This is a genomic window from Streptococcus downii (assembly GCF_004353325.1).
In the GTDB taxonomy this organism is placed as follows: Bacteria; Bacillota; Bacilli; order Lactobacillales; family Streptococcaceae; genus Streptococcus; species Streptococcus downii.
The window spans coordinates 1-24,096 of sequence record NZ_MZNX01000007.1; the positions used below are offsets into that span (position 1 = coordinate 1).

28 protein-coding genes are annotated in these 24,096 nt (G+C 42.0%); 1 reads left to right on the forward strand and 27 read right to left on the reverse strand.

Features of this window, described 5'->3' with window-relative positions; all coding sequences use genetic code 11:
- Positions 1 to 75: 75 nt before the first annotated feature.
- The 5 genes from E2R31_RS03990 to pbp2a form a co-directional block, all read right to left on the reverse strand.
- On the reverse strand, positions 76 to 549 hold the full coding sequence (locus tag E2R31_RS03990) for a sigma-70 family RNA polymerase sigma factor (RefSeq protein WP_132972947.1): 474 nt from the start codon (positions 547 to 549) through the stop codon (positions 76 to 78).
- Between the two features lie 120 nt (positions 550 to 669).
- Entirely contained in the window at positions 670 to 1,206 is a 537-nt protein-coding gene (nusG, locus tag E2R31_RS03995) for a transcription termination/antitermination protein NusG (RefSeq protein WP_000376728.1), read from the reverse strand.
- 56 nt (positions 1,207 to 1,262) lie between these two features.
- Entirely contained in the window at positions 1,263 to 1,439 is a 177-nt protein-coding gene (secE, locus tag E2R31_RS04000; protein ID WP_000505776.1) for a preprotein translocase subunit SecE, read from the reverse strand.
- A gap of 9 nt (positions 1,440 to 1,448) precedes the next feature.
- Positions 1,449 to 1,601 carry a 50S ribosomal protein L33 gene (gene rpmG, locus E2R31_RS04005; RefSeq protein ID WP_001809375.1) on the reverse strand — a complete coding sequence of 51 codons (153 nt, stop codon included), beginning with the start codon at positions 1,599 to 1,601 and terminating at the stop codon, positions 1,449 to 1,451.
- 52 nt (positions 1,602 to 1,653) lie between these two features.
- A complete protein-coding gene (pbp2a, locus tag E2R31_RS04010; protein WP_132972961.1) occupies positions 1,654 to 3,849 on the reverse strand; it encodes a penicillin-binding protein PBP2A in 2,196 nt (731 codons plus the stop codon).
- A gap of 86 nt (positions 3,850 to 3,935) precedes the next feature.
- Here pbp2a and E2R31_RS04015 point away from each other — a divergent pair, with 86 nt between their 5' ends.
- The gene (locus E2R31_RS04015; protein ID WP_132972963.1) at positions 3,936 to 4,811 is read left to right on the forward strand and encodes an RluA family pseudouridine synthase; all 876 of its coding nucleotides are present in this window, start codon (positions 3,936 to 3,938) and stop codon (positions 4,809 to 4,811) included.
- 67 nt (positions 4,812 to 4,878) lie between these two features.
- Here E2R31_RS04015 and gap read toward each other — a convergent pair whose 3' ends face one another.
- The 22 genes from gap to nagA all read right to left on the reverse strand — a co-directional run bounded on the left by gap (position 4,879) and on the right by nagA (position 23,841).
- Entirely contained in the window at positions 4,879 to 5,889 is a 1,011-nt protein-coding gene (gene gap, locus E2R31_RS04020; protein ID WP_038804036.1) for a type I glyceraldehyde-3-phosphate dehydrogenase, read from the reverse strand.
- A gap of 285 nt (positions 5,890 to 6,174) precedes the next feature.
- Positions 6,175 to 8,826, reverse strand: a complete 2,652-nt coding sequence (gene adhE, locus E2R31_RS04025) for a bifunctional acetaldehyde-CoA/alcohol dehydrogenase (protein WP_132972965.1) — start codon at positions 8,824 to 8,826, stop codon at positions 6,175 to 6,177.
- A 299-nt stretch (positions 8,827 to 9,125) separates the two neighbouring features.
- Positions 9,126 to 9,536 carry an MORN repeat-containing protein gene (locus tag E2R31_RS04030; protein ID WP_132972967.1) on the reverse strand — a complete coding sequence of 137 codons (411 nt, stop codon included), beginning with the start codon at positions 9,534 to 9,536 and terminating at the stop codon, positions 9,126 to 9,128.
- Entirely contained in the window at positions 9,523 to 9,966 is a 444-nt protein-coding gene (locus E2R31_RS04035; RefSeq protein WP_132972969.1) for a low molecular weight protein-tyrosine-phosphatase, read from the reverse strand. The genes E2R31_RS04030 and E2R31_RS04035 overlap by 14 nt, the downstream gene beginning before the upstream one ends.
- Before the next feature lie 47 nt (positions 9,967 to 10,013).
- Positions 10,014 to 10,334: a preprotein translocase subunit YajC gene (gene yajC / locus E2R31_RS04040; protein WP_084972885.1), complete on the reverse strand. Its 321-nt coding sequence runs from the start codon at positions 10,332 to 10,334 to the stop codon at positions 10,014 to 10,016.
- A 119-nt stretch (positions 10,335 to 10,453) separates the two neighbouring features.
- A complete protein-coding gene (gene tkt, locus E2R31_RS04045; protein ID WP_132972971.1) occupies positions 10,454 to 12,430 on the reverse strand; it encodes a transketolase in 1,977 nt (658 codons plus the stop codon).
- A 117-nt stretch (positions 12,431 to 12,547) separates the two neighbouring features.
- Positions 12,548 to 13,171 carry a ribonuclease P gene (locus E2R31_RS04050; RefSeq protein ID WP_125425876.1) on the reverse strand — a complete coding sequence of 208 codons (624 nt, stop codon included), beginning with the start codon at positions 13,169 to 13,171 and terminating at the stop codon, positions 12,548 to 12,550.
- 50 nt (positions 13,172 to 13,221) lie between these two features.
- Positions 13,222 to 14,211 (reverse strand): RNA-binding cell elongation regulator Jag/EloR, encoded by a 990-nt coding sequence (jag, locus tag E2R31_RS04055; protein ID WP_125849356.1) that lies wholly within the window; start codon positions 14,209 to 14,211, stop codon positions 13,222 to 13,224.
- Between the two features lie 17 nt (positions 14,212 to 14,228).
- A complete protein-coding gene (locus tag E2R31_RS04060) occupies positions 14,229 to 15,041 on the reverse strand; it encodes a YidC/Oxa1 family membrane protein insertase (RefSeq protein ID WP_000728102.1) in 813 nt (270 codons plus the stop codon).
- Complete coding sequence (gene rnpA / locus E2R31_RS04065; protein ID WP_000748124.1) at positions 15,016 to 15,387, reverse strand: ribonuclease P protein component; 372 nt, start codon at positions 15,385 to 15,387, stop codon at positions 15,016 to 15,018. Before rnpA ends, E2R31_RS04060 begins: the two co-directional genes overlap by 26 nt.
- 148 nt (positions 15,388 to 15,535) lie before the next feature.
- Positions 15,536 to 16,726 (reverse strand): acetate kinase, encoded by a 1,191-nt coding sequence (locus E2R31_RS04070; RefSeq protein ID WP_132972973.1) that lies wholly within the window; start codon positions 16,724 to 16,726, stop codon positions 15,536 to 15,538.
- Positions 16,727 to 16,775: 49 nt separating this feature from the next.
- Entirely contained in the window at positions 16,776 to 17,729 is a 954-nt protein-coding gene (locus E2R31_RS04075) for a class I SAM-dependent methyltransferase (protein WP_084946796.1), read from the reverse strand.
- A 58-nt stretch (positions 17,730 to 17,787) separates the two neighbouring features.
- Positions 17,788 to 18,378, reverse strand: a complete 591-nt coding sequence (locus tag E2R31_RS04080) for a class I SAM-dependent methyltransferase (RefSeq protein ID WP_084946799.1) — start codon at positions 18,376 to 18,378, stop codon at positions 17,788 to 17,790.
- Positions 18,379 to 18,410: 32 nt separating this feature from the next.
- Positions 18,411 to 18,815 (reverse strand): competence type IV pilus minor pilin ComGG, encoded by a 405-nt coding sequence (comGG, locus tag E2R31_RS04085; protein WP_084946802.1) that lies wholly within the window; start codon positions 18,813 to 18,815, stop codon positions 18,411 to 18,413.
- A complete protein-coding gene (gene comGF / locus E2R31_RS04090; protein WP_084946805.1) occupies positions 18,793 to 19,254 on the reverse strand; it encodes a competence type IV pilus minor pilin ComGF in 462 nt (153 codons plus the stop codon). Before comGF ends, comGG begins: the two co-directional genes overlap by 23 nt.
- Positions 19,217 to 19,519, reverse strand: a complete 303-nt coding sequence (gene comGE, locus E2R31_RS04095) for a competence type IV pilus minor pilin ComGE (protein WP_165941787.1) — start codon at positions 19,517 to 19,519, stop codon at positions 19,217 to 19,219. Before comGE ends, comGF begins: the two co-directional genes overlap by 38 nt.
- Positions 19,482 to 19,916, reverse strand: coding sequence for a competence type IV pilus minor pilin ComGD (gene comGD / locus E2R31_RS04100; protein ID WP_165941788.1), 435 nt, complete (start codon positions 19,914 to 19,916; stop codon positions 19,482 to 19,484). The genes comGE and comGD overlap by 38 nt, the downstream gene beginning before the upstream one ends.
- Entirely contained in the window at positions 19,879 to 20,202 is a 324-nt protein-coding gene (gene comGC, locus E2R31_RS04105) for a competence type IV pilus major pilin ComGC (RefSeq protein ID WP_132972977.1), read from the reverse strand. The genes comGD and comGC overlap by 38 nt, the downstream gene beginning before the upstream one ends.
- A gap of 1 nt (position 20,203) precedes the next feature.
- Positions 20,204 to 21,220: a competence type IV pilus assembly protein ComGB gene (gene comGB, locus E2R31_RS04110; protein ID WP_132972979.1), complete on the reverse strand. Its 1,017-nt coding sequence runs from the start codon at positions 21,218 to 21,220 to the stop codon at positions 20,204 to 20,206.
- A complete protein-coding gene (gene comGA / locus E2R31_RS04115; RefSeq protein WP_096753791.1) occupies positions 21,168 to 22,109 on the reverse strand; it encodes a competence type IV pilus ATPase ComGA in 942 nt (313 codons plus the stop codon). Before comGA ends, comGB begins: the two co-directional genes overlap by 53 nt.
- A 68-nt stretch (positions 22,110 to 22,177) precedes the next feature.
- Positions 22,178 to 22,543 (reverse strand): DUF1033 family protein, encoded by a 366-nt coding sequence (locus E2R31_RS04120; protein ID WP_132972981.1) that lies wholly within the window; start codon positions 22,541 to 22,543, stop codon positions 22,178 to 22,180.
- Between the two features lie 146 nt (positions 22,544 to 22,689).
- On the reverse strand, positions 22,690 to 23,841 hold the full coding sequence (gene nagA / locus E2R31_RS04125; protein ID WP_132972983.1) for an N-acetylglucosamine-6-phosphate deacetylase: 1,152 nt from the start codon (positions 23,839 to 23,841) through the stop codon (positions 22,690 to 22,692).
- Positions 23,842 to 24,096: the final 255 nt, after the last annotated feature.

Genomic DNA, 24,096 nt, shown 5'->3' on the forward strand with positions numbered 1-24,096 from the left:
ACCTTGAGCTTTTCAACTCTTTCTATTATACCTACTTTTCCTACTTTGTCAAGGACTTTTTTGCCTATTTTCAGTTTATCTAAAATCACTCAATACCACTCTTAATTCTCCTAGAAGTGCCTTGCGTCCTTTGAAACATTCTCCTCCCATCAGGCGTTCTAGTTGTTCTTGTTTTTCTTTACTCTGACTTGCCTTGTAATTCCTTAGAAGCTCATGAAAGAGATAATAATCATCTAGTCTCAGGCCTTTTTCTCCTAGACGATGACTGATTTCGCTCACCTCCTCATAAGGCTCTTTGTCGAAACGGCGCTTGTGACTTTCCTGTTTACGGATGGAGTCTAAGATGCGATTGCGGAATTTGGTTTTAAAGCACACATATAATCGGCGACGTTCACCAACTAGTAACTCTGGATGGTGACTGACCAGCTCATACAGGCACATCATCCCCTCCTGGTCCCAGTCTTCTTTCTCCCACAGATGTAAATGGTATTCTTTGCGGCACTTATGGACAATCCCTTTACTTTCTTCATACAACTCTTTTAGATTCATAGACCTCTCCTTTCTGCATTTAGTTTAACAAAATGCGCGAACCCCTGAGTCTACTTTCTCTATTCTATACTTCTTCCTCTCTCAACGGCACATAAAAAGAGAGACAAGGTCTCTCTGGGGTTATAATTCTGCAATTTGGTTGAGATTCACTTCTGCAATCGTATCATTACCAAACATAGAGATAATCATCTTCACTTTGTTGTTATCAATTTCAGTAATTTTACCTGTGTAGTCTGCAAAAGCACCATCAATGATGCGGACTGTCTGGCCAACTTCAACATCAATATCGAACTCTTGAACAGTTTGTCCCATTGAAACCAGAATATCACGGATTTCTTGTTCCAAAAGCGGAGTTGGTTTTGATCTGTTACCGTGTGAGCCGACGAATCCTGTTACGTTAGGTGTGTTTCGAACGACGAACCATGCTTCATCGGTCATGACCATTTCTACAAGGACATAACCTGGAAAGCGGTTCTCTTCAATTTCCTTTTTCTTTCCATTTTTCTCAACTTGCACGGTTTGTGTTGGAATCTCAACACGTAGAATATTATCCAACATGTTATATGTTTGCGCACGTTGCAATAGATTTTCTTTTACCTTATTTTCATAGCCAGAATAAGTTTGTAGAACAAACCATCCCTTGTCAAAACTATCCATGATATTTCCTTTCATACATAATAGAAGAAAGCCAGCAGAAGTCTTCCGCTTTTCTTCTAAAAAATGTTAATAAATCGAATCAAACCTGAAACAATCAACTGGTCAAAAATGTAAATGATGACCACAAAGAAGGCTGTGTATTCCATAATAGAGCGAAAATCTCTCCAGCTTTCTTTGCGAGTTGGCCAAGTTGTTTCTTTAAGAAGTTTAAAAATATCCTTAATAAAACCCATCGTTCTCTCCTATCTCGTCTCTCTATGTGTCGTATATTTTCCACAATGTTTACAAAATTTATTTACTTCTAGTCGTGTTGGCTTGGGGTTCCCACTAATTTTGATTGAGTAATTCCTTGAACCACAAACTGCACAAGCTAGGCTTGCTTTTTTTAGTGCCATAACGCCTCCATCTTATCTATTATAACAAGAAACCTAGGCTTTGACAAGCCTCTTAACGAAAGAGATTGACGAAAGAGTCCCAGATTGTCTGGGCTTTTTCTTTTATCTTTGCATCCGAAATCGCACGTCCCGCTTCGTCTACAAGATTTTGAGCACGACTACGAATATCTCCTAGCGGATCCTCGGACTGGTTTGTCTCATTTTCAACAACTTGCTTTTTCGTATTTTCTGGTTCAATCCCATTTTGTTTATAAGCATTCTCAACTGTAAAAGTGCTACCTGGAGTGTATGGCAAAATGGTATTAGCCATACTTCTAAAGACATGGGCTGCTCCATTCGAGGTCGAACCTGCTAGATAATGGTTCTCATCCGTCGTCGGGAAGCCGAGCCAGTGGGTAATTACCACATCTGGAGTATAGCCAATCACCCACTGGTCACTAGTATATACTGAATTAAAAGCAGCCTCAGTAGTACCTGTCTTTCCAGCCATAACATAATCTGTTGGCGATGAACTAATTCCTGTACCATTGGTAAATGTCCCTAGCATCATGCTGGTCATTTTATCGGCTACCGACTTATCAATCACTCGTTTTTGGGAGTTTTTATGACTCTTGATGACCTGACCACTGGCATTTTCAATACGAGTGATGAAATGTGCTTCAGGCATTAGACCTCCATTAGCAAAGGCTGCATAGGCTTGCGCCATCTGGAGAGGATTCGTCTCCACACCTCCACCAAGAGCAACTCCAAGAACTCGGTCAACTTTTTCCATATTCAGGCCAAATCTCTCCCCAGCGTCAAAAGCTTTGTCAATACCTAATTCATTTACAGTCGCAACTGCTGGTAGGTTGAGTGATTCCGCCAAAGCCTGATACATAGGTACTTCTGGAGATGTCTTAATACCCGCATAGTTGTCTACTTGATAACTGTCATATTGCATGGTGTGGTTGTCCAGTTGCTTGTTCAGAGTCCATCCGGCTTCCACAGCTGGAGTATAAACCACTAAAGGTTTGATAGTTGAACCCGGGCTACGCTTAGACTGAGTGGCATAGTTGAAATTACGGAATCCTGATTTGTCATCACCAGCTACGCGACCGACAACTCCACGCACCCCACCTGTTTTAGGCTCTAGAGCAACACTACCTGATTCAGCATGCGTTCCGTCTTCTGCTGTTGGAAATAGGGAAGTGTTTTCGTAAATAACCTGCATGTTTGCTTGGTAGTTTTGGTCAAGTTCCGTATAGATTCGATAGCCGTTGTTGACAATCTCTTCTTCTGTGAGATTGTACTTGGAAACTGCTTCGTTGACAACTGCATCAAAATAGGATGGATAACGATAATCAGAAATTTTACCCTCATACTTATCTTGCAGTTGAGAAGCCATATCTACTCCAGCTGCTTCGGTCTCTTGATTTTTATCAATATAGCCCGCTGCAACCATATTTTGCAAAACAGTATCCCTACGGTTGGTCGAAGTCTCAACAGAATTTAATGGATTATACAATTCTGGTCCCTTGAGCATACCTGCTAGAGTCGCCGCCTGATCAAGCGTTAGTTGTGAAGCCGATACGCCGAAATATTTCTTACTTGCATCTTCAACACCCCATACCCCATTCCCGAAGTAGGCGTTATTGAGATACATAGTAAGGATTTGCTCCTTGCTGTATTTCTTTGTCAATTCTAAGGCCAGGAAAAACTCCTTGGCCTTTCGTTCAACGGTTTGGTCCTGAGACAAATAGGCATTTTTTGCCAACTGTTGAGTGATGGTGGAGCCCCCTCCAGAACGACCCGCTGTGATAATAGCTAGAAAGAAACGACCGTAGTTAATCCCATCATTTTTATAAAAGGAACGGTCCTCTGTCGCGACGACAGCATTTTGCAAGTCTTTGCTGATACCTGCCAGCTCAACATAGGTTCCCTTTTGACCTGATAGGGCCCCCGCCTCTTTTTCTTCGCGGTCAAAAATCAGAGTTCGCGTTTTCAAGGCATTTTGCAAGTCATTGACATTGGTAGACTTGGCTATTGCAAATAGGTAGGTTCCTACGAGCAAACCTGCACTTAACCCTAAAATGATGACGATTTTTGTCAGATGATAACGACGCCAAAATTTCCGAATTGGGCCTACTTGGGACAATTTTTTTCTATCGCTCCGTGAACGACGCATGCTAGTAGAATCAGACTCCGCCGATTCACTCGTTTCTTTTTTAAAGAGAGAAAGAAACTTCTCAAATAATTTATCTAATTTCATGCGTTTATTTTATCATCTTCACCATGGGAACTCAAGAATTTAGCTACTCCCTATCCAAATAGGGCTTTTTTTGTTACAATATCTGTATGCAATTCACATTTACACTACCCGAATCCTTGCCTCAAATGACGGTCAAACAATTTCTAGAGGAACAACTCCTCATCCCTAGAAAAATCCGCCATTTTTTGAGAATAAAGAAGAACATCTTAATTAACCACGAAGAAATGCACTGGAACGAGATGGTCAAGCCAGGGGACATTTGCCAGTTGACTTTCGACGAGGAAGATTATCCTACAAAGGAAATCCTTTGGGGCAATCCAGACCTCGTTCAAGAGATTTACCAAGACCAACATCTCATTATCGTCAACAAGCCAGAGGGCATGAAAACACACGGTAATCAACCAGATGAAATCGCCCTTCTCAACCATGTCTCTGCCTACGTTGGTCAAACTTGCTATGTTGTTCATCGTCTGGATATGGAAACAAGCGGTTTAGTGCTTTTTGCCAAAAATCCTTTTATCCTTCCCATTCTCAATCGTTTGTTGGAGAAAAAGGAAATCGCTCGTGAGTACTGGGCACTCGTAGAGGGGCAAGTAGGGAATAAAGAACTTATCTTCCGAGATAAAATTGGTCGTGATCGACACGATCGCAGAAAACGGGTAGTAGATCCTAAAAATGGTCAACATGCTGAAACTCATATCAGTCGATTAAAACAATTCCCAAATAAGACTTCTCTGGTTCGTTGCAAACTAAAGACCGGTCGAACCCATCAAATCCGTGTTCACCTTTCTCATCATAAACATTCTATCATAGGCGACCCTCTCTATAACACGATGTCCAATGCAAACAGACTCATGCTTCACGCTTTTCGCCTTTCCTTTACCCACCCACTCACCTTAGAAAAATTGAGTTTCACTGCCTTCTCGGATACTTTCGAAACAGAATTAAAACAAAATGGATGACACTAGCATCCATTTTTCCATATAGAAAAAGCAAGGCCTTCTGGCCTTGCTTTTATCGACTCAAGAATTATTTAGCGATTTTTGCAAAGTATTCAAGAGTACGTACAAGTTGTGCAGTGTATGACATTTCGTTGTCGTACCATGATACAACTTTAACCAATTGTTTACCGTCAACGTCAAGAACTTTAGTTTGAGTTGCGTCAAACAATGAACCGTAAGACATACCTACGATATCTGAAGATACGATTGGATCTTCTGTGTAACCGTATGATTCGTTTGAAGCTGCTTTCATAGCTGCGTTCACTTCATCAACAGTAACGTTCTTTTCAAGAACTGCTACCAACTCAGTAACTGATCCAGTTGGAGTTGGAACGCGTTGTGCAGAACCGTCAAGTTTACCGTTCAATTCTGGGATTACCAAGCCGATAGCTTTAGCAGCACCAGTTGAGTTAGGAACGATGTTAGCAGCACCAGCGCGAGCACGGCGAAGGTCACCACCACGGTGTGGTCCGTCAAGGATCATTTGGTCACCAGTGTAAGCGTGGATAGTAGTCATCAATCCTTCAACAACACCGAAGTTGTCTTGGAGAGCTTTAGCCATTGGAGCCAAGCAGTTTGTAGTACATGAAGCACCTGAGATAACTGTTTCAGTACCGTCAAGAACGTCGTGGTTAGTGTTAAATACAACTGTTTTAACGTCGTTTCCACCAGGAGCAGTGATAACAACTTTTTTAGCCCCACCAGCGTGCAAGTGTTTTTCAGCTGCTGCTTTCTTAGCAAAGAAACCAGTTGCTTCAAGAACGATTTCTACACCGTCGTTAGCCCAGTCGATTTGTTCTGGATCACGTTCAGCAGAAACTTTAACGAATTTACCGTTAACTTCAAATCCGCCTTCTCTAACTTCTACAGTACCGTCGAAACGACCTTGAGTTGTGTCGTATTTCAACAAGTGTGCAAGCATAACTGGATCTGTAAGGTCGTTGATGCGAGTAACTTCAACACCTTCTACGTTTTGGATACGGCGGAAAGCAAGACGACCGATACGTCCGAAACCGTTAATACCAACTTTAACTACCATTAGTGATTTCCTCCTTATGAAAATCCTGAAAATTTTATTGTGAAAAGAGTAACTTGAATCACTACAAATCACCTTTCAACATCATTATTATATAACTATTTAAGTAGAATTGCAAGTACGGGCGTTGTTTTTCTACTTTTCAATTTCCTTCATTCACCTAAGCTTTTATTTCTAGGACCTTCTATCCTATCCGCATAATCTTCTCTTCTCATAGTTCAACTCTAACTTCAGAAATAGGACTATGAAAAGAGACAGGATTTCTCCTGCCTCTAGGCTGATAAACGATTATTTACGACGTCCTGGACGTTCTGCATAGCCATAGTAAGCATCTGCCATGATTTCTTCCATGTCAGCTACCATTGGCAAGCGTGGGTTAGCAGGTGAACATTGGTCTTCATAAGCAAGCAAGGCAATTTCATGCAAGCTGTCTTTCCAAGCTTTTTCATTGATTCCTTGGTCTTTGAAGTTCATCTTGATACCTACTGCAACACCAAGGTCGTAAACAGCTTTAGCGTATGCTTCAACTGCTTCTTCTGGAGTTGAGTGAGGCAAGCCAAGCATTTTCGCGATGTCTTGGAATTTCTCATCAGCTTTCCAGTAGTTGTATTTAGGCCATGTAGTCGTCTTAGATGGACGAGTACCATTGTAACGGATAACGTATGGAAGCAAGATTGCGTTTGTACGTCCGTGAATAGTGTGGTGAACGCCACCAATCTTGTGGGCCATTGAGTGGCTCATACCAAGGAAAGCATTGGCGAAGGCCATACCAGCCATTGTAGACGCATTGTGCATTTTCTCACGAGCTTCTGGATCAGCTGTCTTAACTGATTTTTCCAACCATTCAAAGACAAGTTTGATTGTTTGAAGTGCAATACCGTCTGTGTAGTCGTTAGCGAAGTTTGAAGTGTAGGCTTCAGTCGCGTGAGTCAAGACGTCCATACCTGTATCAGCAGCGATAAAGTCAGGAACTGATTCAACCAAAGCAGGGTCAACAATCGCAATAGTTGGTGTCAATGAGTAGTCAGCCAATGGGTATTTACGGTTGTTTTTCTTATCAGAGATAACGGCAAATGGTGTTACTTCTGAACCTGTACCTGAAGTTGTTGGGATACCGATGTACTTCGCTTTCTTACCCAGTGATGGGAAGCGGAAGGCACGTTTACGGATGTCCATGAATTTTTGAACCAAGTCACGGAAGTCGATTTCTGGTTGTTCGTAGAAGAGCCACATTACTTTGGCCGCGTCCATTGGAGAACCACCACCAAGAGCGATGATTGTATCTGGTTCAAATGCTTTCATCACTTCAGCACCACGTTCTACAGTTGTGATATCTGGATCTGGTTCAACATCTGAGAATACTTGGATAGTTACACGGTTGCTACGCGCGTTCAATTGGTCGATAACACGTTGAACAAAGCCAAGTTTTTCGATCGATTTATCTGTAACAATCATAACACGTTCAATATCTTCACATGTTTGAAGGTATTGGATAGAATTGCGTTCGAAGTAAATTTTTGAAGGAACTTTAAACCATTGCATATTATTTCTACGTTTCCCTACTTTCTTGATGTTTAGAAGGTTGATAGCGCTCACGTTATCACCAACTGAGTTGCGTCCGTATGAACCACATCCAAGTGTCAATGATGGAATGAAGGCATTGTATACGTCACCGATACCACCGAAAGTAGATGGAGAGTTCCAGATAATACGCATTGCTTTGATTTCTGTACCAAAGCGTTTAGCAAGAGCTTCGTCTTTTGTATGGATGGCTGCTGAGTGACCAAGTCCGTTAAACTCAACCATTTGACGAGCTTTTGTAAGTCCGTCTTCAGTGTCTTCAGCTTTTAGGACAGCAATGACTGGTGACAATTTTTCACGAGTCAATGGTTCTTTTGGTCCTACTTCTGCACATTCTGCAGCCAAGATGTTTGTTCCTTCTGGAACACTAAATCCTGCTTGTTCAGCAATCCATGCTGCTGGTTTACCAACGATGTTTGCATTTAGTTTAGCACCTGCACAGTTCTTGCTGTTGGCTTTCACACCGAAACAGAATTCTTCAAGAAGGGCTTTTTCTTTTTTGTTTACAAAGTAAGTATGGTATGATTTGAATTCTTCTACAAATTCGTCATACACTTCTTTATCAATGATAACAGCTTGCTCTGATGCACAGACCATACCATTATCAAATGATTTAGACATAACGATGTCGTGAGCAGCTTGACGGAGGTCAGCAGATTTTTCTACATAAGCAGGAACGTTTCCGGCACCTACCCCAAGAGCTGGTTTCCCACATGAGTAAGCCGCCTTAACCATGGCATTACCACCAGTTGCAAGGATAGTTGCAACACCTTCGTGGTTCATAAGCGCTCCAGTTGCTTCCATAGATGGTTCTGTAATCCATTGAACACAGTTTTCAGGTGCTCCAGCCGCGATAGCTGCATCACGAACGATTTGTGCTGCGTGAGCAGAAGATTCTTGAGCTGATGGGTGGAAGGCGAAAACGATTGGATTACGTGTTTTCAAAGCAATCAATGATTTGAAAATAGCTGTTGATGTTGGGTTTGTTGTTGGAGTGACACCACAGACTACTCCGACAGGCTCTGCAATTTTAGTCAAGCCAGTAACAGGATCATCTTCAATAACACCGACAGTTTTAACACCACGCATGTTATTGACAACGTGTTCACAGGCAAAAAGGTTTTTTGTAGCCTTATCTTCAAATACTCCACGACCAGTTTCTTCAACTGCATGTTGTGCAAGGATACCGTGCGCGTCAAGTGCTGCAACTGAAGCTTTCGCTACGATGTAGTCAACTTGTTCTTGGTTCAACTTGCGCATTTCATCAAGCGCAACCAAGGCTTTTTTCACTAACCCGTCGACATGCTTTTCAGCAGCGAGTTGTTTTTCCTCAGGTGTTAACGTTTTTTTATCAGCCATATTGTCCTCCATAGACTTCAAGGATTTAATCCTTTGTTAATTTTTTCACAAGTTTATTATAACTCTTTTTCAAGACTTTGTAAACCGTTTCATAAGCATTTCACAAAGAAATTTTATGAGATTGTAAATTTTTTCTCAATACGGCTACGCAATAGAGTTTTGCTTGGATGATTGTGAAATTGTGATAAAAATTTTTTTATTTCACAAAGTTTTTTCTCGTTGATAATCAGACATCGACTCCACTTCTAGAGAGCGTTTTCTTTTTCGTTTTTGACAATAGCCTCCTGATTAGGAGGCTATTATTTTTGTTGAAAGACACCTTGTTTAAAGCTGCCTTCATAGACAACTTCTTGCTCTGTAGTCAACTTCCCTTGACCTTCAGCCTGGCCATTTACAAAATCACCTTCATATTTCCAGCCAGATTTGGACTGGAAGGTTCCTTTACCATTGAAGGCCCCATTGTTGAACTCACCTGTGTATTGGTCCCCATTTTCAAAGGTCATGGTTCCTTGACCATTCATTTTCCCTCGTACCAAGGTACCATCATAAACAAGCGCACCACCATCAAGTGTCAGGACGCCCTTTTTTGGTGTGTTTAGTAGAAAAACCGAGATGGCACAGATAGCGATTAGAAGGACTGTTGCAATCTCTACACGTGGGCGAGTTAGATAAACTCGATATTTTTCGAAGATTTCTTTAAGCTTTTCCATTGTCACTCTCATTTTCTAAACGATCTAGCCAGCTTTGGCATCCATTTGTGATACGCGCATAGGTTTCCTCAAAATCTCCTGTATACCAAGGATCTGGAACACTTTCAGATGCAAAAGAGTAGATTTTGTGCTGTAGTTCCTGAGGACACATTTGACGCAGATCTGAAACGTTTGAGGCATCCATACCGATAATGTAATCAAACGACTCAAAGTCTTCTCTGCCAATCTGAAGCGATGTTTTGTCTTTGTCATAAGGAATCTGATACCGCTGGAAAATTCCTTGCGTTCCCTTATGAATCGGATTGTCATGTTCCCAAGACGAAGTCGCACGACTCTCAATCTGGTAATCGCTCGTCATGGATTTCATTACAAACTCTGCCATGGGGCTGCGACAGATATTTCCTAGGCAAACAAATACTATTTTTTTCATCCCTTTTCCTCTCATCTCATAGAAAAACGGGAGCGATAGATCCCGTTTTATTCTTCAATTGCTCCGCTTTCGTCGATAACTGCTCCTTCTGGTGTCACAGCCTCTTTGAGTGGCAACACTGTCTTGATTGCAGTCAATTCGAAAGTCAAATAAACGCCATCTACATCCAGTACGATTGTTTTCTTCTCAGTATCTACTTCATCAACTGTTCCGTAAAGGCCACCGATTGTAATGACTTCATAGCCTTTTTGAAGCTTGTTCAAGCTTTCCATACGCTTTTGTGCTTGTTTCTTTTGAGAACGTTGCATAAAGAACATCAAGGCCATCATCCCTACAAGCATGATTAAAAAAGTAATATTTGGATCCATTGTTTTCTCCTTTGTATTTTACATAGGACTACTATATCAAATTTCAGCTACTTTTACAAGGTTGTGCCTTGTTTTATGGCAATAAAAAAATCAGAGTTTTCACTCTGATTTTTCTGCGATTATTTCAAGTTTTGAACGACTTTGACTAGATTTTCAACTGTAAATCCGTACTCTGCCAATACTTTTGGTGCTGGGGCAGATGCTCCAAAGGTATCAATACCGAGAACCGCCCCATCAAGACCAACATATTTGTACCAGTTTTGAGTTGCGGCCATTTCGACTGCAACACGACGGCGAACTGCATTTGGAAGGATTTCTTCCTTATAGGCTGCATCTTGTGCGTCAAAGACATCTGTAGATGGCATGCTGACTACACGGACTTTTGCGCCTTGACTAGCCAATTCTTTGACAGCTGCGACCGCCAAATTCACCTCTGAACCTGTTGCAATCAAGATTGTATCAAAATCTGCTGCGTTTTCATAGACAACATAGGCACCTTTTGCAACCTTATCAAAGTCTGTTCCTTCTTCGACAGTCAAGTTTTGACGTGTCAAAACAAGGGCAGTTGGTGTTTTCTCACTTGTCACTGCAAGGTACCAAGCCGCTTGAGTTTCACGAGCATCTGCTGGGCGGAAAACATTCAGATTTGGCATCGCACGAAGACCTGCTAGGTGTTCAACTGGTTCGTGAGTTGGACCATCTTCTCCGACAGCGATCGAGTCATGAGTAAAGACATAGGTCACAGGAAGTCCTTGTAAGGCTGACAAACGGACCGCTGCTTTCACATAGTCAGAGAAGACAAAGAAAGTACCTCCATAAACACGAAGTCCACCGTGAAGAGCCATCCCGTTCAAGATCGTTCCCATTGCAAATTCACGAACACCAAACTGAATGTTGCGGTTCAAGCGATTGGCATCATCTTGAAGTCCGTCAGTCTTGATATAAGTCATGTTTGAGTGTGCGAGGTCAGCGGATCCACCTAAGAAGGTTGGCAACTTAGCCGCTACAACGTTCAAGGCATCCTGACTTGAATTACGAGTTGCTTGAGAGAAACCATTTTCTAAGGCTGGGAAGTCTGCTGGAGTCACCTCAACCGGGTCACGTCCATCAATGATGGCTTCAACTTCTGCTGCAAGTTCTGGATAAGCTTCTTTGTAATCAGCAACTAGTTTTGTCCAAGCTTGATAAGCTGATGCACCACGGTCTGCAACATTTTCCTTGAAATCAGTATAAACTTGCTCTGGGATTTCAAATGGTTCATAATCCCAACCAAGAGCTTGGCGAGTTGCTGCAGTTTCATCTTCTCCAAGAGGGGCACCGTGTACCGCATTAGTTCCTTGTTTGTTTGGAGAACCGTATCCAATCACAGTCTTCACTTCAATCAAAGATGGTTTGCCTGAAGCTTTGGCTGCTTCGATAGCAGCATGGATTGCTTCCAAGTCTGTTCCATCTTCAACCAAGGCTGTATGCCAACCGTAGGCGTTGTAACGGTCACGAACACTTTCTGTAAAGGAATCCTTTGTCTCACCATCCAAGTTGATGTCATTTGAATCATAAAGAACCACCAACTTGTCGAGTTTTTGCAAACCTGCGTATGAAGCCGCCTCGCTTGAGACACCTTCCATCAAGTCACCATCTCCACAGATAACGTAAGTATAGTGGTCAAAGAGATTGTAGCCTTCACGATTGTATTTTGCTGCAAGGAAACGTTCTGCTTGGGCAAAACCAGTAGCAGTAGAAATCCCTTGTCCTAGAGGACCAGTTGTAGCGTCAACCCCTGCAGTATGGCCAAATTCTGGGTGACCTGGCGTTTTAGAACCCCATTGACGGAAGTTCTTGACTTCATCCATGCTGACATCTTCAAAACCAGAAAGGTGAAGAAGGGCATAAAGCAACATAGACCCATGTCCTGCTGAAAGAATAAAGCGATCGCGGTTGATCCAGTTTGGTTGAGCTGGATTGATACGAAGTTGTTTTGTAAAGAGGCTATAGGCCATTGGAGCAGCCCCCATAACCACCCCTGGGTGACCTGAGTTTGCTTTGTTGATGGCGTCAATACCTAGAAAACGAATTGCATTAACAGATAGATTTGACATAGAATTTCCTTTCTCTTTGAGACGATTAGTAGCTCACACATTCTATTTTACTATTATATGAAAAAATGCATAGAATAGCAATAAAACAATTTGCGTTCATCTAACACATTTGATTTTCTATCCCCTCGTCACCTCATAGTAAGGAAGTAGGCGAGAATAAGCATCTTCTAACTTTTCTAAAATTGCTTCTAATGGCTGATCTTCTAAGAAAGAAATATCTGACTTGACCAAAACTTTACGAATTTCCTGACATTGCACCTTCTCGCGTAAGAGCAGACGATCTTCTTCTGTGGCTTCTACCTTTTGACTCTGGTCGTCGGTATATACTAGATAATACATTCCTTCTACCGGTGAAATATCTAAAACCTTGGCTTGTTTGCCCAGAGTCTGCTCATCTTTCTTGCGCTCGATGAAACTGACTTCTAAGGAAATACCCGAGTCTGAGGGATTTCCATACAAACGCAGCGCCAACATGGGTTCTGTCACCTCCCCCTCTCTTTGTAGATAGACCCAGAAATGCGGTCGCAAGCGTTGCGCTTGATTCATCCACTGACTAGTCTGTTGCAGTTGCCATTCTGAATGCTTTTCTTGGAAGGCCTTGGCTAAGTTCGTAAAAGCCTTGCGAGCCTCCTGCCCTTTGTGGCGCAATTCCAGCATCTTCTCTCGCTCATCTCCAGCCTTATCTGGATGACGATATTGGATACCTGCATAAGATAGATAGTTCTTGATTGCTTCCATCATCTGTTTCTTCTCCCTTTTCTAACAAAAAATCAGGACAAGCCTGATTTTGTTTATTCTGTATCTACAACTACATAGCGATTTGGCTCATCGCCCTCAGAATAGCTGGTCACTCCATCCATGCGTGAAATAATGCGATGGATAATCTTGCGTTCGCTATTCGACATTGGATCTGTTTGCTGGCTACGACCCTCCTCCAAAACGCGAGTCGCCAATTTTTGAGCGTAGGTTTGCAACACTTCTGCACGATGCTCCACATAGTCATTGACGTTGATCGTGATGTAGAAAGTTCTTGAATAGCGATTGTAGAGGTAGTTTTGCGCCAAAAGCTGAAGTGCTTTCAATACTTTCCCATGATAGCCGATAATACGACCAGGCTCATTGGTATCGATTTGAAGATTAATCGTACGACGATTGTAGTCGCTTGAAATCGTCCCTTCAACATCCATATCGTCCACAATGGTTTGAACATAGTTAGCCACTTGAGTTGCTACTTGTTCGATGTCATAACTCGGCTCCACCTTCAAACCTAGATCTTCCAAAGACTGGCTTTCTACCGATTCTGACATAGATACAAATTCTTCACACTCTGCTGGGTCTTCCACTCCAGCATCTCCTGTCTGCAATTCATTTAAAATCGCGATGTGACCTGTTTCTTCTAAGATCGTGCTAGCATGTTTCTCATTTTTCAAGATTTCAGCCTTGATTTCATCAGAAACACCCTGACCTTCCTCTTCTATTTTTTTGATCGCCTCAACAACATGACCAAGATCAACTGTCGCCTCTGTTACTGTCTTAACAGGTTCGTTTTGTTCATTGATCTCTTTCGGAACACCTTTCACAGCTTGTTGATTGGCCTTAATCACAGTCGTCTCACTAATCGCCTCAATATCAACTTGAGCTGGTTTTTTCCCAAATAAGCCTAAAAAACCTTTCTTCTCTTTGGACACGACCTTGATGTGAGTCTTCATTCTCGGAATACCTAACTCTTTCAATCCTTTCTGGATTGCTTCTTCAACAGTTGAACCTGTAAATAATACCATTATCAGATTCCTCCTTATTATTTCGTTTTCTGAGCCTTTTTCTTGGCTTTTCTTTTTCTATTTTCCAAATCTTTTTTAGCTTGTACTTCCGCCTCACGCGCTGCAATAATCTTAAAAGGATTATTTAAGAAGTAGGTTTGCAAAACTTGATAAGCATTGGATACTGCCCAGTACAAGGCTACGCCACTAGGTGAAGAGATGGCAAAGATAAAGATCAGTACAGGCATCCCGTACATCATCCCTGTCATAGCTCCACTTCTTTCAGGCAAAGCCTTATTGGATAACCAACTGCTTAAGAAGGTAAAGACTGCTGCCAAAATCGGAAGGATAAAGCTTGTGTCTACTCCCCCAAGGTTCACCCACAAAAAATGCCCTGTTTTCAAAAAGTCTACTCGAGTCAAGGCTTGGAAGAGAGCCAAGAGAACCGGCATTTGAATCAAAATCGGCCAGAGAGAAGAAGAGTGTTTGACCCCTAATTCTTTATAGACCTTCCGCATCTCCTGATCCAGTTTGGTTCTACTTTCCATATCACGACCTGGATATTGTTCTTGCAGAGCCTTGATGCGTGGTTGAGCCTCTTGCATTTTTCTAGAGGCCACCATCTGAGTCTGAAAGACTGGCAATAGAATCGTACGAATCAGGATCGTAAAGAGGATAATCCCCACTCCGATACTAACGTCAAAGGACAAGAAGCGGATGATTTCAGCAAAAAAATAGACAAATTTACTCCATATATCTGTAGAATCTGCTGCAACATCGCTTGTCCCACAGGCTGTCATGACAAATAAGGACAAGCCCAGCAAACTAGTCAACTGTAGTTTCTTTTTCACTCCTAATTCCTTCCCGGTAAATCTTTGATAACTTTAATACGTGGAGTAGATTTTTCTCCATTTCTGCATAATCCAAGCCTTCAACCCCTTTTCGAGCAATCACGACAAAATCAACGTTATCAGCTAACTGCTCCCTTACACTTAGCAAAATGTGTCGAATCCGTCTTTTAATTTGATTTCTAGTGACTGCATTCCCTAATTTCTTACTGACGGACAGCCCTACTCGAAAATGACTTTTCTGATTTTCCAATTGGTAGACAACAAATTTACGATTGGCAAAACTTGTTCCATCCGTGAAAATAGCCTTAAAATCTTTCTCTCTTTTTACACGAAAGCTTTTCTTCAAAACTCAACTCCATCTATTAAATTACTACTATTATACCATATTTTTCGAAAAAGCCAATAACAGCAAGGTTTTAGAGATTTCCCCAAGCAAAAAAGCTGGAGAGCAAACTCTCCAACTCTTTTTACATGTACATTAGTTCTTATTTTAGTTATTTTTTGAATCGTTCAACATCACGTGCGATGACCAATTCTTCATCTGTTGGGATCACCAAGACACGGATTTTCGCTGCGTCAGTTGAGATGTCTCCAGTCACACCAAAGACGTTCTTTTCTGGATCCACATCACATCCAAACCAAGAAATTCCTGAAATAACATCTCCACGTACTGCTGTGGCATTTTCACCAACACCAGCTGTAAAGATAATCGCATCTGCACCGTTCAAAACTGCCAAATACTGACCAATGTATTTTTGAATACGATCAATATACATCTCATAGGCCAAGGTCGCATTATGGTCGCCTGCCTTTACTGCAGCCATAACATCACGCATGTCACTTGATTTTTCAGACACACCTAAAAGCCCAGACTCACGATTGAGAATACGACTGATATCTTCTGGTGTATTGAAGTCCTCTGTATATTGCATGAGATAAGGAATGATAGCGGGATCAATATCGCCTGTACGAGTCCCCATCATGATACCACCAAGTGGGGTGAATCCCATAGAAGTATCAACAGACTGACCGCCTTTGACAGCTGTAATAGAAGCACCATTACCAATATGGCAGGTAATCAGTTTCAAGTCTTCTAGTGGTCGACCCAAAACTTTAGCTGCTTCTTCTGTCACAAACTGATGGCTTGTCCCATGAGCCCCATACTTACGAACTTTATTTTCAGTATAGTATTTGTTTGGAAGAGGGTAGCGATATGCTTTCTCTGGCATGGTTGTATGGAATGATGTATCAAAAACAACAACGCTAGTAATATCTGGAAGCAATTCCTTGAAGGCACGAATTCCTGCCGCGTTGGCTGGGTTATGAAGAGGAGCCAAGAGGCCCAACTCTTCAACCTTTTCTAAAACATCTCCCTCTACCAAGGTTGACTCTTTGAAATATTCACCACCAGCCACGACACGGTGCCCGACACCAGTAATTTCATCATAACCTTTGATAATGTCAAAACGAATCAAATCATCCAACAAGATTTTAACGGCTTTTGTGTGGTCGTCAATATCAAGAATTTGTTGTTCAGAACGTCCGTCAAATTTTACAGTTGAAATAGAGTCCTTCAAACCGATGCGTTCAATCAAGCCTTTCGCCAATACTACTTCTTCTGGCATTTGATAGAGTTGCCATTTCAAACTTGAGCTTCCTGCATTGATTGCAATTGTTTTAGTCATAAGATGATACCCCTTTTAAGCGTTTTCAACTATTATAACAAAATTTACCTTACATTTCAGTACCTTTGCTCCATTTTTGAAAATTTTCTTTAAATTTCATTAGTGCAGCTGGATCTTGCAAACTTTCTAGCGGATAGATAAACGGAACCAACTCCTCTTCAGCTTTCTTTTGTAAAACAAAGATTGTCTTGGCTTGGCTAGCATGAGAAAATAGTGTCTCTGGCAAGCTAATCATCGCAACTAAGCTCGCTTTCTCTTTAAGCCAACCTTTTAACAAATCACTTTGAGGACTGGTTAGTAAATCACTCGGAGCCAGAAAAATAGCGTATCCGTCTGACTTGAGGTACTTGAGGCCTTGCTCCATGAGCAAATGATGGGCATAGGTGTGTTCTTGATTAGAAGCCACTTGATAGCGTGAGGCGATGGCATCGTCTGGGTAATAACCAACAGGCAAGTCACTGATGACAACGTCGCTTTCTTTAAGCATTTGCGGACGAACGGCGTCGCCTTGAACAAATCCAGCTTGTAAACCAATCACATCTGCCATACTGGCTGCCAAATCAATCAGCAAGTCATCCACTTCGATTCCCAAGTAATCTACTTTTTTAGCAAGAGAAGTCAAGAAAGTAGCCCCCAAAATCCCCATACCAGAGCCTATTTCGAGGATGCTAATTTCCTCTTGTTCAAATAACTCTTCCACAATGAGTACCAATAGGAGGGAAATGGCATCTGGTGTAAACTGGTGATTGGCCTGTAAAGGCTCCGTTTGTCCTGCCTTCATCAAGAGAAACTGGTAGGTCTTGAGCCACTCTTCCTTGCGAAGCGCTAAGCGTTTAAGGGCTTGATTGTTCTCTTTGACCTGCTCTAGTTCAGTCTCGCCATCTAGGTAGATACTATTTTGCTCTACCAAGGCATCATAAAAGTTGGTCGCCAAATCACTTTGGATGACTTGGACATTCTCTAGTAAATACGTATAAGCTTGTTCAATTTTTTCAAAATCCATATTCCTATCTTATCAAATTTCCCTCCTTTTTTCCATCTGAAGAGAAAAAATCACTACTTTAGTCAGCGAGTGATTTTTGTGCTACTGTTAAAAAGAGTTCTGCGTAATTTCCTAGGAAAAGACCTTCAGCACTATAGAGGATCTGACTGTCAATGCTTGAAAAACTAAACTGGGCGAGCTTGGTTTCCAGTTCAGCTAAATCAAAACCATGGTGATTGGTATCTGTCTTGACAAAATCAGCAATAAGCACTTGTCCATTCTCCCTAAGATGATGGTGAAACATGGCAAGAGTCGCATCTAGATCAGGCATATGATGAAGAACCCGACTGACAATAATCAGGTCAAATTGCTGTTCCAAGGGATTCACCAGTAAATCCTGCTCCAAAAACTGGATATTCTTGATTTCTTGTTGCTCTGCTTTCAAACGGGCTTGCTCCAGCATTTTCTCCGAGATGTCTACCAGTGTGACAGACTTGGCCTGCTTGGCTAAGGGCAAGGTTAATAGACCCGTCCCACCACCGAAATCCAATATTTCCTTGTCTGATAGAAGATCAATCTGTTTTTCAACTGCTTGACAAACCAAGTTTGCAAGAAAGATGTTTTTGGGCGAATCAAAGGTTTCTGCTTTGTGATTAAAATCATGTTTCATGCTTTTAGTTTAACACAAAGTAGTTGAATTGACTAGGAATTGTCTTTCTTATCTTTTGTTGCTTTCTGATTGGTTTGCTCACTTGAGTTAGTTAATGATTGTTTCTCCGTATCTGTTTTCTTTTCCTTGGTTTTCATCGGAGGAAAGAGAAATCCATAGTTGCCCTTATTCATACGAACACTTGTTGCAAAACCTGTTTTCGTATTGTGATACGTGACTTTTCCTAGATTAAAGGCTCGTTCTCCACTTTCTTGTTCAGCCTTATCTTTGCTTCGCTTGGCCATGGCAAAAGCGGCTAACTTTTCTTTGTTTAGAGAAAAGTCTTTGTGATGGGCGACTTGCCGATTCAAATAAAACTGCAACAAAAGGCTAAAAATGGCTGCCATGGTGACTGCATATAAAAGAACACCTGCCTTAACTTTTTGTTTTTTCCACACGATAGATGAATTCCCTTTCTAAGCCTTTTTGAAATTGAAAACGAAAGCGAACCAGTTGATTTTCCTCTGTGATTTGTGCTGATTTCAATCCATAAACCATAGGCTGATAGCCCCGGCCACTGCTATCGGTCTTCCGAAAATCATCTAATTTAGACTTGCCTATCGAGATATCCTTACCATCCTGTTTCATGTAGATGCGATTGCCTTCCACCTTTTCAAACTGCGAACGCTCTAACTCCGCCTCCAGCTGATCCACAAACAAGAGCCACTCCTTTTGCTCGCTTTGTTGCTGGTAACGAACTTCTGAAATGAGGAGCTGGCTCATAGCTTGAAAGAGGAGCAAGCTGCCGCTAATGACGATAAGGGCAACCAGAGATTCTAAAAGAGTGAAAGCTCTTACCTTACTGTTCTTTAAGGTCGAGTAATTTCTCTGAACCATGGTAGACCTCCACTCCTTTTTCACTAGCAAACACCTGGATCTCCACTCCATTTACCTTTACCTGATTTTGACCTGTTTGCAGAGCCATCTTAGCCACACGTAAGACTTCCTCCTTTTGCAAGATTTCTGCCTCTTCTTGTCTATTTTTCTGAATTTGTCCCAAGAGGAGGGTTGCAATACTGGCAAATATGGCTAGAGCGACTACTGCTTCTAGTAAGATCACTGCCTTAATTTTTAGTTTCCTTAATGCGCTTAATTTTCCCATTTCCTAGATATAATTGATAGCGAATCGCTCCTTTGCTAGTCTGAAATTCAACCTTAGCCAGGGACGAATTGCCTCCAGCTCGGTCAAAGTGAATCGTCTGTCCTGATGGTGCCTGAATTCCTTTAGGAACGGTCAAGTTTTGACTGCCATTGCTAATCGTCTGTCCATCTAAGTTCAGACTGGTTTTTTGCTGACTCGCAACACTGCGTTTTTGGGTTTCGCGATATAGTTCTTCAAACTCCATAAAGAAAATCTGCTCCTCTACCGCCGCAAAAGTGGACTGGACAGAACCTGATAAAGCCAAGGCAATGATACTCACAAGTCCCAAAACCAAGAGACTTTCCAGCATGGTAAAGGCCTTAATCCGCAACAGTTTGACTTGTTTTTTGTTTTGCATGGTATTCTTTATAAGCCTTGGCTTGCTCTGCTGTGATGCGACCATCCGCCTGTAATTTACTTAGGCTAGCATCTTCATTCTTGTCCAAACTATAGAGTTCTGCCTGGCTTTCCACGACCTTGACAACAGCAGCTTTTCCTTTGTCATCTACGACATCCTTTTGCTTGGTCAAGTTGGGCACAAAGAGCAAGAGAAGAACACTGATGATAAGCAAAACCACTAACATCTCTACCAAAGTGAAAGCTTTAACCTTGGCTTTTTTTAAATTTGTCATGAGTTTTTTCATTTTAAAAATTTACCTCCATATTTTGATACATGGGCATAAGCATTGCCGCATAAAGTAAAACGATAATCAGAGCCACAAAGATAAAAACCAGTGGCTGTACTAAGTTCATGGTGCGGTTGACTCGGGTAAAAAAGGCTTCCCAAGTTTTTTCAGCATAGATTTCCAACTCACTCCCCAGCTTGGACTTGACTTCTCCATACTCGATGATAAGACTCAACTCCTTTTTAAAGAAAGGATAGGTCGCTATGGTTTGAGAAAATTCGCGGCCATTTTGCAGGGCTTGAGCCAGTTCTTGACCGATTTCTTTAAAGAGCTGGGAACCTTGTTCCTGCATGATCTGAAAAATCTGCGTCAGCTCCATCCCCTGTGAAATCATATTGCCCCATTCACGCGCGTAATAAGCCGTCAGATAGGTCTGGACAAAGATTCCTAGAAAGGGAATCCGTGCTAACATTGAGAAGACCCGCATCTTGGAACTTCTTTTGTAGAAAGTGAGGGCTAAAATTAGAGACAGAGCGCAAACCAGCACTAGTCCCAGAAATATTTGTGGCAGATTGCCGATGATTTGAGTGGCGATATTGCTACTGTCCAGTTGAGGGAGCAAATAATTCCTGAGCCCCAGCATGATTAGCAGGAGAAATCCCAGCAAAATCAGAGGATAAGTCGCCACTTCGATTAACTTTTTCTTGACCTTGGCCAAATTATCCAGATATTCTTCTATCTTTCCCAAACTCAGGTGAAGATTTCCATGTACTTCAGCTAGAGATAATTGGGTCACAATAGCACTTGAAAAACCCAAGCTGTTCATCATTTCTGAGAAGGATTTCCCCTGCGACAAACCTTGGTGCATCTGGGCCACATAGTCCTTTTCCAGCAAGGCACTTCTGCCCAAAAAAGAAATAATTTCCACCAAATGAAAGCCACTGGAGAAGAGGTTGTTAAACAAGGTGATGATTTTCTTCTGCTTAGCTGTAGCTAATTTTTTCCGTTTCAGCCTGAAGACTTGTGATATGTCCATCTTTAAGAAGCTGATCAATCTGCTCATTCCAGCTAGTTGGCTGGTGTTCTTGATAGTCTTTGTTTGCAAAGTCAACGATTCCTCCTCCCCCGATTAATCTCTGGTAGCAGACTCCTTGCAGGACAACTGCTAGTTCCTCCTCCGTCACACCCAACTCCAGAAGGCGTTCATAAACACCTCGGATACTCTTGGCATGAATGGTTGAAAAGACCGTCGCACCTGTCAAACTAGCTCTGACCACTGCACGCGCCGTCTCGCTATCCCGAATTTCACCGATAATCAAGAGGTCAGGACGATGTCGGAGAGACAGTTTGATCAGATTTTCATAGGTCAATCCAATCGCCTCATTCAACTGCAACTGGAGCATGTCGTCCTGCTTGATTTCGACAGGATCTTCGATGGACATAACCTGTTGCCCCTTAAAAAGTGACTTGGCTAATTCGTGCATCAAGGTCGTCTTGCCACTTCCGACTGGACCTGCAAAGAGATAGAGTCCCCGTTGCCTATACTGCTCACCCAGTTCGTTCATATCCTGAAACCAGAAATGCAGGTCCTGCTCCTCATCGTGCAACAAACGAATGACCAAACTCTCATGTCCCCGATAATCTCCCACGGTAGACAAACGCAGAGAAGACACCTTCTCCCCATGCTGATAGTCGCAAGAGCCCAGCTGACTACGTCTCTTCTCTCCTACGTTCATACCTGCCACAAACTTAAAATGACTAATCACAGCAGCTAAAACATCAAACTCATAGGAGTCAACGAGACACCGCTCGTCTCCAACCCGCATGTGAAGCTCGTAGGACTTTTCCTTGGGAATGAAATAGATATCCTGGGCCTTCTTTTCTTTCGCAGTAGCAATAATTTTCTGTGCAATTTCTTGTACCATACCGCCCTCCTTATCTAACTATTCGCAAAAAATTGAAAAAAATAAAAAGCAACTTAAAAAGTTACTTTTTATCTCCATTTCATGCGACAAGAACGGTGTTTTTCTTGACCTGTTTGTTTTTCGTAGCCTGGACGTAGCTTTTCATCGGGGATGACTTGCTCATCCTGTAAAAGTGCCAAAGAATGGTACTGTTGCAAATACTCATCGCACTCATCACACCAGCGTTGGTCGGCAGGATCCCAAAAAATAGTCATCAAATCACTCCGACTCTTATAAAGAGGATTCTTCTTTTCCAGCTCAAACCAGCATGATTTATAATATTTTAGAGCATCATAATACTTATCAAAAGATCGACTCATGATGACATCTTCTTCCCAACCTTCTATGAACCACCACGGTTCAAAATCCCCATACATTTCTATAACACGATACATTCTTACTACTTCCTTTGTATCGTATATTATAACGAATTTTCTAGAACAATGAAAGGATTTTGCTTCATTATAGAACAATCTTCTAGCTTTCTGAAGATACCTCTAAATAGAAAAGCAAAGGCTTGAGTCACAGCCTCTGCTTTTTATTATGCTTGATAACGTTTCACACCATCTAGATAGGTTGCAACTAATTCCAAATCCTTATCTAGTACGATAAAGTCAGCATCGTAACCTTCACGGATTTGGCCACAGACATCATCGATGTGAACAGATTTTGCTGGGTTGAGGCTGGCCATCATGACTGCTTCATGCGGATTCGCAATGCCCCATTCGACCACATTCTTCAAACCATCTTTGAGTTTGAGGATAGAACCTGCCAAATTGCCTGTCGATTTGAGGCGTGCAGTTCCATTGGCAACAACTACTGGGAATTCTCCCAACATGTAGTCACCGTCTTCCAAACCACCAGCTGTCATACAGTCTGTGATAAGGGCGATATTTTCAGTTCCTTTTTGCTTGAGCAAAATGTCACAGGCCTTTGGATCTACGTGGTGACCGTCACAAATCAATTCTGCGTAAGTATGAGGCAACTCATACATGGCTCCCACCATACCGAGCTCACGGTGAGTCAACCCACGCATTCCATTGTAGGCATGTACCCAAACGCTTGCTCCAGCATCGACTGCTTTTTTAGCTTCATCAAAAGTCGCATTTGAGTGTCCAAGAGCAACAGTCACTCCTTCACCCGTAATTGTACGAACAAAGTCTTCTACACCTTCACGTTCTGGCGCAAGGGCAATTTTATTGAGCAGGCCATTGGCTGCTTTTTGCCAAGCACGAAACTCATCCATACGAGGGTCTTTCATATAGGCAGGGTTTTGAGCTCCCTTGTATTTCTCTGTGAAATAAGGCCCTTCAAAATAGATTCCACGAATCTTGGCTCCACTTGCTTCCTGGTAACGAGCGCCGATATTTTCAGTTACCGCAAGCAACTGCTCGTAAGAGGAAGTCAACGTCGTTGGCAAGAAGCTGGTAACACCCGTGCTAAGCAATCCTTCACTCATGGTATGAAGGGTTCCTTCGATGTTATTGTCCATGACATCCACACCGCCAAATCCATGAATGTGGGTATCCACAAGTCCTGGGGCAATGCTATAACCTGTATAGTCAATCACCTCAGTTCCTTCGGGAATCTGTTCTACATGTTTGCCAAACTTGCCATCCACAAGTTCCAAGTAACCGCCACGACGAACTCCGTGTGGGTAGAAAAACTGATCCGCTTTAATATAATTAGGCATAATGATAACCTCCTTGATAGATTGATTCTAGAATTTATTATGTCAATTACATTATAAACCTTTCTTTTTCATTTGTAAATGGTATAGACCTATTTTTCGTGGATATTTTAAAAGAGCTGGATTTCTCCAACTCTTTAATTATGTGACTATTAGTCCGTCTCGCTCCGTTAGGTGCGAGACAAATAAACCACCCGCTATGCGGGTGCGCATCGAAGGTTATACCAAAAAAACTCCAAACGCGATACAATAAAGGTG

Bases quoted from the DNA above. Each gene is read 5' to 3' on its own strand.
- E2R31_RS03990 (WP_132972947.1), bottom strand. From the start codon at position 549: ATGAATCTAAAAGAGTTGTATGAAGAAAGTAAAGGGATTGTCCATAAG.
- nusG (WP_000376728.1), bottom strand. From the start codon at position 1,206: ATGGATAGTTTTGACAAGGGATGGTTTGTTCTACAAACTTATTCTGGC.
- secE (WP_000505776.1), bottom strand. From the start codon at position 1,439: ATGGGTTTTATTAAGGATATTTTTAAACTTCTTAAAGAAACAACTTGG.
- rpmG (WP_001809375.1), bottom strand. From the start codon at position 1,601: ATGGCACTAAAAAAAGCAAGCCTAGCTTGTGCAGTTTGTGGTTCAAGG.
- pbp2a (WP_132972961.1), bottom strand. From the start codon at position 3,849: ATGAAATTAGATAAATTATTTGAGAAGTTTCTTTCTCTCTTTAAAAAA.
- E2R31_RS04015 (WP_132972963.1), top strand. From the start codon at position 3,936: ATGCAATTCACATTTACACTACCCGAATCCTTGCCTCAAATGACGGTC.
- gap (WP_038804036.1), bottom strand. From the start codon at position 5,889: ATGGTAGTTAAAGTTGGTATTAACGGTTTCGGACGTATCGGTCGTCTT.
- adhE (WP_132972965.1), bottom strand. From the start codon at position 8,826: ATGGCTGATAAAAAAACGTTAACACCTGAGGAAAAACAACTCGCTGCT.
- E2R31_RS04030 (WP_132972967.1), bottom strand. From the start codon at position 9,536: ATGGAAAAGCTTAAAGAAATCTTCGAAAAATATCGAGTTTATCTAACT.
- E2R31_RS04035 (WP_132972969.1), bottom strand. From the start codon at position 9,966: ATGAAAAAAATAGTATTTGTTTGCCTAGGAAATATCTGTCGCAGCCCC.
- yajC (WP_084972885.1), bottom strand. From the start codon at position 10,334: ATGGATCCAAATATTACTTTTTTAATCATGCTTGTAGGGATGATGGCC.
- tkt (WP_132972971.1), bottom strand. From the start codon at position 12,430: ATGTCAAATCTATCTGTTAATGCAATTCGTTTTCTAGGTATTGACGCC.
- E2R31_RS04050 (WP_125425876.1), bottom strand. From the start codon at position 13,171: ATGATGGAAGCAATCAAGAACTATCTATCTTATGCAGGTATCCAATAT.
- jag (WP_125849356.1), bottom strand. From the start codon at position 14,211: ATGGTATTATTTACAGGTTCAACTGTTGAAGAAGCAATCCAGAAAGGA.
- E2R31_RS04070 (WP_132972973.1), bottom strand. From the start codon at position 16,726: ATGACTAAAACAATTGCAATCAATGCAGGAAGCTCAAGTTTGAAATGG.
- E2R31_RS04075 (WP_084946796.1), bottom strand. From the start codon at position 17,729: ATGGATTTTGAAAAAATTGAACAAGCTTATACGTATTTACTAGAGAAT.
- E2R31_RS04080 (WP_084946799.1), bottom strand. From the start codon at position 18,378: ATGAAACATGATTTTAATCACAAAGCAGAAACCTTTGATTCGCCCAAA.
- comGF (WP_084946805.1), bottom strand. From the start codon at position 19,254: ATGGTTCAGAGAAATTACTCGACCTTAAAGAACAGTAAGGTAAGAGCT.
- comGE (WP_165941787.1), bottom strand. From the start codon at position 19,519: ATGGGAAAATTAAGCGCATTAAGGAAACTAAAAATTAAGGCAGTGATC.
- comGD (WP_165941788.1), bottom strand. From the start codon at position 19,916: ATGCAAAACAAAAAACAAGTCAAACTGTTGCGGATTAAGGCCTTTACC.
- comGC (WP_132972977.1), bottom strand. From the start codon at position 20,202: ATGAAAAAACTCATGACAAATTTAAAAAAAGCCAAGGTTAAAGCTTTC.
- comGB (WP_132972979.1), bottom strand. From the start codon at position 21,220: ATGGACATATCACAAGTCTTCAGGCTGAAACGGAAAAAATTAGCTACA.
- comGA (WP_096753791.1), bottom strand. From the start codon at position 22,109: ATGGTACAAGAAATTGCACAGAAAATTATTGCTACTGCGAAAGAAAAG.
- E2R31_RS04120 (WP_132972981.1), bottom strand. From the start codon at position 22,543: ATGTATCGTGTTATAGAAATGTATGGGGATTTTGAACCGTGGTGGTTC.
- nagA (WP_132972983.1), bottom strand. From the start codon at position 23,841: ATGCCTAATTATATTAAAGCGGATCAGTTTTTCTACCCACACGGAGTT.